Here is a 7,615-nt window from a genome sequence, read left to right on the forward strand (position 1 = left end):
CTATGTCGTCTCAATCTGATTGCAGGTGTGGGCATTCCTCTAGGCGTCTGACCTGCGATGCTGCAAAAGCTGAGAAGATGATCAAGGAGGGCGTGGCCTGGTGGGGTACGACGATTGAGCATCTTGTATAGCTCTGACCTGCAAGGCTGCAATATCTGAGACGCTCCTGCGCTTCTATTGAGACGACCCTAGGAGCGGCGATGATTTGGAGGGGGTGCTATGAGCGTATCCGTCTGCGGCGGCAGGCCAACCGCTGATCTCGTCCCCTGGCTGCTGGCCTCGGCGGCATGACGCCGGTGCTGGTCGGCGCACCGTGATGGATGACCGCTGTGGCCGCCAGGCCAAGCGGCTCGGCCACGAGGGCCGACGCCGCCGCGTATAGACGAGGGGTCCGACCGAGACGGCGGTGAGGACGAGGAGGGCGGGGGAAGGTGCGACAGCCCCGGACTGCTGAACCGGCATCGCTCCCTTTACCCACTTGCACGCCGTCGGCGGCTGGCATTTAGGCGTGACAGCAGTTCACGGCCCCTTCGGCTGCGCGCCCACAGCGAGAATCGCTAGCGGGCGACCACAAGTACGACTAAGTGGTCGGCTCCGGAAGTCCTTCGGGGGTTGATCAAGCTGCCAGGGCGACGGAGGATTCTTCTGGGTGATCGGCGGTGTGCCGGTCGAGCCTGGCCAGCAGATCGTCCAGGTCGGAGGTGGTGAACTTCCACTGGAACGGCTGTGCCGTGGCGTTGTAGCGGGCTTCGAAGGCTCGGAGCCGGTCCCCGACCTGGGCAAGGTCGGTGAAATCGTTGGGCGAGACGACCTTGCGCTGCACGACGGAGAAGAAGATCTCCACCTGGTTCAACCAGGAGGCGTGCACCGGGGTGTGGACCAGCACCGCGTTGGGGAATGCGGCGGTCAGCCGATCGGCGGCCTTCTTGCCGCGGTGGGAGGAGCCGTTGTCCACGATCCAGAACACGCGCTTGGCGCTGGCGTACGGTTCCTGACTCATAACCTGGGTGACCAGAGCCATGAACGGGTCGATGCCGGTGCGCGGTTCGCAGCGGCCGAACACCTTCGCGTGGTGGACGTCGTAGGCCGCCAGGTAGGCCAGCGCGCCACCGCGGCCGTAGGTGTGGTTCCGCATCGCCCGGGCCTGCCCCGGTGCGAGGGTGGGGTGACAGCGGCAGCGGGCCTGAATGGAGGTCTTCTCGTCCGCGCTGATGACGTACTCGCCCGCGTCCAGTGTCCGGCCCTGCCAGGTGCGGGCGTAGAGGTCCAGCACGCGCTCGGCCTTGGCGCGGAAGTCGGGATCGGTGATGAAGATCCAGGAGCGGTGCTGCCAGGGCTTGAGCGCGTCCCGGGCGAGCCAGCGGCGCACGGTGGAGGCCGACATGGCGCCAACGATGCCACGCGCGACCACCTCACGGGCCAGCTCCGGGCAGGTCCAGCGCGAGAGCGGCGCCCCGGCTTCGGCCGGGAGCTGGCAGGCCAGCGCCTTCACCTGGGCGGCTTGCAACGCAGTGAAGGAGGCAGGCCGGCCCGGACGCTTGCGATCGGCCAGCCCGGGCAGGCCCAGCTCGGCGAAGCGGCCCCGCCATGTGCGCACGGTGTCCACGTGCACCCCCGCCCGCTCAGCGATCCGAGCGTTGGGTAGCGGCCGGGCCGCGAGCAACACGATCTGGGCCCGGATCCTGGCCTGGTGAGGCGTCTTGTGACCGTATGCCGATTTCTTGAGCCGGTGCCGCTCGGCGGCGGTCAAGGTCACCGGGCACGCGGGTATCGCAGGCATCAGGGCTGCGGCCGATCTCGATGAGTGGACCACGGGGCCGCGACGGGCCGTCAGAAACCGGTCAGGATCGCACGTTTCCGGTGCCCTGACGTCGACGTGGACGTGTGTCAGAGCGATGCGCAACGACGCGGGAACGCGGACTGGCGTGGCGGACGGGGTCTGGACCGTGCGGTCGTGCGGTGCAGGGTTCCCGCTTCGGCCGTCTCAGACGAGGATGATGCCGCTTCGGGGGTATGCCGGGGCGCTGAGTGAGGGGTCGACCAGTACCGGCTCCTCGGCCCGGCACCTCGCCAGGACCTGCGGATCGAGACGGGCGGTGGCCAGTCCGGGGTCGGCGGTGCCCGCGTCGACGAGCAACGTGCCGTCCGGGTTCCAGACCGCACTTTGGCCACAGCCCTGGTACGGGCCGCTGGACCCGCTGTGGTTGGCGAGAAGGACATAGCTGGTGTTGTCCAGGGCCCGTGCCGGGAAGACAGTGGCGCGTTGATGGGCACCGGAGCCTCGGCCGAACATCGCGCCAACCAGGTACGCGTGGCAGCCGTCGAGCGCGGCAGCGCGGGCATGCTCGGGATAGCCGGAGTCCCAGCAGATGCCGAGTCCAAGACGCCAGCCGTCGAGGGTGAGGGTGCACCCGCTGGTGCCGGGGCTGAAGCCGGCGGCGCGCTCGCTTGGAGTGGGGTGCTGCTTGTCGTAGTGGGCGGCGAATCGGCCATCGAGGCCCAGGACCAGGGCGGAGATGTGCAGCCGCCCGGACTCGGGGTTGCGGGTGGGGGCTCCGGCCACCACGGCGGTGCGGGTCTCGGCGCAGACGGCGGCCAGCGGGTCCAATCGGGAGTCCATGGCGTTCAGGGTGTACGCCTCGGGCTCGGCCGTGATTCCTGGCAGCTCGTAGCCGGTGAGGAAGAGCTCCGGAAGGACCAGCAGGTCAGCTCCCTGGTCGGCGGCGCGGCGGACCAAGTCGGCAGCGATGGCGACGTTCGCGGGGATATCCAGTGCGGTGCAGGTCGCCTGACCGGCCGCCACGGTGAGCGGGCCAGAGGGCAGGGCATGAAGATCATCCATGGTGGGCCAAACTACCCCGAGCAGGCGCAGAGCGGAGCGTCCGGGGCATCCTCATGCCTGACTCACGCTCCCGCCCGCGAAGGACGGACCATCACCAAGTGGACGCAGCTTCACGGGTGCCAGGGATGGTCCGCACGTCAGGCACAACGCGCACCCCCAGAACAACCCCCGAAGGACTTACGGAGCCGACCACTAAGCGCTATGACCTGATGGGCGCTGGATGGGGTGTTGCCGTGCAGGGGAGGGACTGTTGCGGCCCGGCCGTCATGCAGTCACACCGTCTCAAAGCCATTGGGCGGCCATGCTGCTGATCGACGTCATCACCATGGCAGCGGCGGCGATGAGCCAGCTGGGGACTGCAGCGTGGCCGTTTCCTCGTCGGGGAGACGACGTTCGGGTGGCGTTCGAGGCGTTCGAGTACGACGAGGCCGAGGTGGTCGTCGAGGTGCATCTTGAGGCGCCGTGTAAGTCGATTGGCCGCGGGCTTTTCCGTCGGCCCGCTGATCGTAAAATGGCCGGATGACGACTGGATCTGCCTCTCCGTACTCGACCGGTGGTGGCGGTGTCCGGCTGGAGCACCGTTATGCGGCGACGTTGCTCGCTGCTGTCCTGACCGAAGATCCGGTCAGCGAGCTCGGTGATGACGTTGTTCCCCAACTCGTGCGGTTGCAGGCGAGCGACATCAGCCCGATCGACGATGTCGTGGTGGAGGGCCGCACGGTCGATGGCCACGTGCGGCGGGTATCGATCGGAGTGCGCAGGAACCCGGCACTGAATACGAGTGATACGACGTCGGTCCCGCTGGTGCAGTCCTTCCTTCGCGTCGTGACTGATCAGTGGGACGAGGTCGCGGCAGGCCGCTGGAGAGTCGCTTTGGCGGTCGGCGTGTCCAGTACTGCCGTGCGGCAGACGGACGCGCTTGCGCAGATCGCGCAGTCCGTCCGCTCTCCGCAGGAGTTTCGCGAAGTCGTTGAGCTGCCGGCGGCAACGAATGAAGGCGTGCGGGGCCGCTTGACGCACCTGGACGCCCTCGTGGTTGCTGCGGCCGCGGATGTTCCGGCATTGTCACAAGTCGATGCCAGCGAGCTGACCTGGCGTTGGCTGTCGGCGCTGCGAGTGCGGCAGCTGCGGCTGGAAGGCGTGGACGAAACCGACCGCACGACGGCGGTCTCGGCACTGCGGCGGATGGTGGCCGACGAGGCGGTGGAGACCGCAGACAAGATGTTCGCCGCGCTGGCCGAGCTGACCGGCCGCTGGGCTTCGTCCGCTGCACGCGTCGATCAGGCGCTGGTGCGCCGCGCGTTGAGCGGATACCCGCTGAACCGGTCGGTTTCGTACCAGCAGGCGTGGTCGCTGCTGGACGGTTTGGCCCGCCGATTGCGCGAGGGAATCCGAGCGGACCTGTCGGCCGGCGAAGTACGGCTGGAAGTGGACCGTGCCGAGGAACGGACCCGCCTCGCCGACGCGATGACCCATGCGGGCCGGACAGGGGCCGCCCTGGTGGTGACAGGAGAACCCGACGTCGGGAAGTCCGCGCTCACCCTGCGCGCCGGCGAACAGCTCGCCGCCCAGGGCGCGGCAGTGGTCTCACTCAGCCTCCGTGACCTTCCCTCCTCGGTGGCGGAGGTCGAGCATCTTCTGGGACAACGGCCGGTGGCGGACGTGCTGGCGGCAGGGGAGATGCGCCCGGTGCGGTTGCTTGTCGTCGACGGTGCGGAGGCCGTGCTCGAAGGCCGCCGTGACCTGCTGCGTGAACTTGCTGCGGCTGCCCTTCGGGCCGGGCTCGGCGTGGTCGCGGTCACGCGGACGGACGGGGCGGCGCGCGTGCGGGAGGTTCTACAGACCGCCACGTCACTGTCAGGCGGAACCGGAGCAGCGGCCGAGCACATCGTGGCGCGACTCACTCCGGCTGAGCGCCACAGGCTCGTCGACACCTTCCGGTCACTGATCAGGCTCAGCGCTGACGCGCGAGCGGAGTGGCTGGTTGGTCGGCCAGGCCTGGTAGATGTACTGCTGCGGTCCGGCACGGTGTCCGAGACGACGGAACTGCTTTCCGAGGCCGACGTGTTCGTCGCGGTCTGGAACGGACTCGTCCGCAACAATGAGGAACAAGCACCTGGCAGCGCCTCGCCCGATGATCGTGAACGGGCCGTTCTGGCGGTTGCGCGTCGCGTACTCAACGCGCCCGACGGCGCAGCGCCTGGCGGGGGAGTGTGGGCGCAGCTGCGCTCCGACGGAGTGCTGCGGGCGCCTGCTAATCCCGCACTTGCGTCAGGCGATGAGTTTGCAACCGACCTGATCCGTGACTTTGCGCTGTGTCGACTCTTCCTCACGTCCGGCTGGGAGCCCTTGCGGGCAGCCGGAGCACCTCGGTGGACCATCCGTGCAGTCCGGCTTGCCTGTCAGGCCAAGCTCCTTGCAGGAGACCGGGCAGCCGTCTGGCGCGTGATGCGCCGCGAGTTTGACGAGCTCCGCGAGGCTGAGGGGGAGCGGTGGGCGGAGGTCCCGATCGAAGCGTTGTTGACCCTCGGCGACGCGCAGACGGCGATCGAGCACGTTTGGGATGAACTCGCCGCCGATGATCACCACGGGGTGCAGACCTTGCTGCGTCTTGCACGCCTTCGCTACGTCACGGGAACCTTCGGGGATCCCTTCGCGCTCGCGCCGGTTATCGCCGTCACCTACTGCAGTGACCTTGACCTCGGACAGTACAGCCGCTACTCCCAGCGGGGTCTCGGTGAGACTGTCCGCAAGCTCGTGCTGGCGTGGCTGCGCGGCATGGCCCGCGGCGACCACGGGCCGGACCCGCTGCGGCGGCAGGTCCGTGACCGAATCTTCGCCGCCGCCCCGGAACCTTACGACGAATTTGCGGTCGAAGCACTGGCCATGCTCGGCCCCGACACCGACGACCGCACCGAACAATGGCTTCGGGATGTGGCGGCCAGCGCACCCTCCCGGCTGCGGCCGGCCGTCGAGTCGACCGGCGCCGCCTTCAGCCTGGTCGAAACACGCCCTCGGCTGCTGCTCGACCTCACCGAGGCGTACTACATCGAACACCCCGACCTGGACGACGTACCCGGCTGGGGCCTGCTCGATAACGGCATCCGAGACCACCAGCACGGGCTTGGTTTCGGCCCCCCGTTCGCCGCCTGGTACTACGGCCCGTTCTTCCAGCTGCTGAACAAGCTGCCCGCCGACGCCGTCGACATGATCAACCGTATGCTCGACCACGCCGCAGCAACCCGCATGCAACCCGCCCGACAACCACATCGCGACGCCCACCCAGGCGAGCCCGGCAGTACCCCGTTCGGCGTCGACCTCGACATCCCCGACCTCGGAGCCCGGCACTACGTCGGCGACGCACACGTATGGGGCTGGTACCGCGGCTCCACCGTGGGCCCTTATCCCTGCATGAGCGCGCTCCTTGCCGTCGAACGATTCGCCGACCACCTCATCAGCAAGCTGGACATCCCCCCCAAGGCTGTCGTGCAGTTGCTGCTGCGCAACTGCAATAACCTCGCCATGCCGGGGCTCGTCGTCGGCCTGCTGGTCCGCCACCTCGACGTGGCCTCGGATCTGCTCGACTCTTGGCTTAGCTCCCCAGACGTGTGGGGACTGGAGTTCAACCGCACGACTGCGGAAGGCCACTTGCACGTGCAGGGAGCCGACCCGGAGGACGTGGTTGGCCGAGACCGGCGTCGATTCACCCCCCGCGACGCGGCCGCGGAAATGACTCTGCGCGCAATGATCGCCGGCGATCAGCCACGACTTGACGCACTCGCCGCTGTCGCGGACCAACTCCTCGTCAACGCACAAGCCGAGCTCGGGGACGACTCCGACGACCGGCTCGTCGTTGTCCAGGGATGGGCCTCGGTGTTCCAGCCTGAAAACTACCCCACTCGGCGGGCCCCAGACGGGACGCTCGTGGCGCAGTACGAACCTCCCGCCCCTGTCGCCGAAGCGCTCGCTCCCTCGGCAGCTGACTTCCGAGCCGGCAGCGAAGCGCTGCGCTTGGAGCTGACCTACACAGACCACGACAAGAATCCCGGAGGATGGCCTGCCGACACCCTTCTGGCCGACATCACACTCGCACGACAGTTCACCGTCGATCCGCCCACCAGAGGCCCCCTGCACCCCGAAGATCCCCTCGCCGCTGTCGCGGCCGCCGCTATCACCAGCCACGCGCGGGGGCTCCTCGCCCTCCCGGACGACGATCTGCGATGGGCAGTAGACGCAGTCCTCAACGCCACGGCGAACCCGCACGTCGACGGCATGAGCTATCAAGCAACGACCTATCCGATGGCCGCCGACCGCTCGGCCGCCAAAGCCGTCCCCTCTGTGCTCCTCGCACCGTTCGACCACCTCGCCCTTGATTCAGCCCGCATCGAAGAGGCACTCACAGCCCTAGCCACCAGCCTGTACGACGAAGTCCGTACCGCATTCGTCTCCGGCTGCGCTCTCGTCTGGAGTACCCCCTGCACCAATGCCCCCGACGGCGCCCCTTGTCGGCGGCACGAACTCCTGTGGGCCGCTGTGCAAGCGGGACTCCGCGAATGCCGTCTCGGCCCTTGGAACAAGCAGGCCCAGCGCCGACAGCCCCAGTTGTTGCCGCCCCCATATACAGACACACTGCCGACCGTCCCAGCCGCCGACCTGGTGGTGAACCGGCTCGCCATGCCGATCGCCTGCACCGCCGCCGCCCGCAGCACCGCTTGCCTGACCTCGCCGACGGCCGCATTGCTGCCGGTACTGCTAGATGCGCACCGCATCGGC

At 68.2% G+C, this 7,615-nt stretch carries 3 protein-coding genes and 1 pseudogene; 2 read left to right on the forward strand and 2 right to left on the reverse strand.

Translation table 11 applies throughout. The features are described 5' to 3' along the window. Window positions 1–616: 616 nt before the first annotated feature. Together J7E96_RS35345 and J7E96_RS35350 are read right to left on the reverse strand one after the other, a co-directional pair. A complete protein-coding gene (locus J7E96_RS35345; RefSeq protein ID WP_308296285.1) occupies window positions 617–1,756 on the reverse strand; it encodes an IS630 family transposase in 1,140 nt (379 codons plus the stop codon). A gap of 228 nt (window positions 1,757–1,984) precedes the next feature. Next, window positions 1,985–2,842: a carbon-nitrogen hydrolase family protein gene (locus J7E96_RS35350; RefSeq protein ID WP_215137771.1), complete on the reverse strand. Its 858-nt coding sequence runs from the start codon at window positions 2,840–2,842 to the stop codon at window positions 1,985–1,987. Window positions 2,843–3,143: 301 nt separating this feature from the next. On the opposite strand from J7E96_RS35350, the gene J7E96_RS35355 reads away from it, so the two are divergent. Next, the gene (locus J7E96_RS35355; RefSeq protein WP_215137774.1) at window positions 3,144–3,365 is read left to right on the forward strand and encodes a hypothetical protein; all 222 of its coding nucleotides are present in this window, start codon (window positions 3,144–3,146) and stop codon (window positions 3,363–3,365) included. Between the two features lie 71 nt (window positions 3,366–3,436). Further along, window positions 3,437–7,615 (forward strand): annotated as a pseudogene (locus J7E96_RS35360) (ATP-binding protein); the annotation flags it as partial.

The sequence above is a fragment of the Streptomyces sp. ISL-96 genome (assembly GCF_018614035.1).
GTDB lineage: Bacteria > Actinomycetota > Actinomycetes > Streptomycetales > Streptomycetaceae > Streptomyces.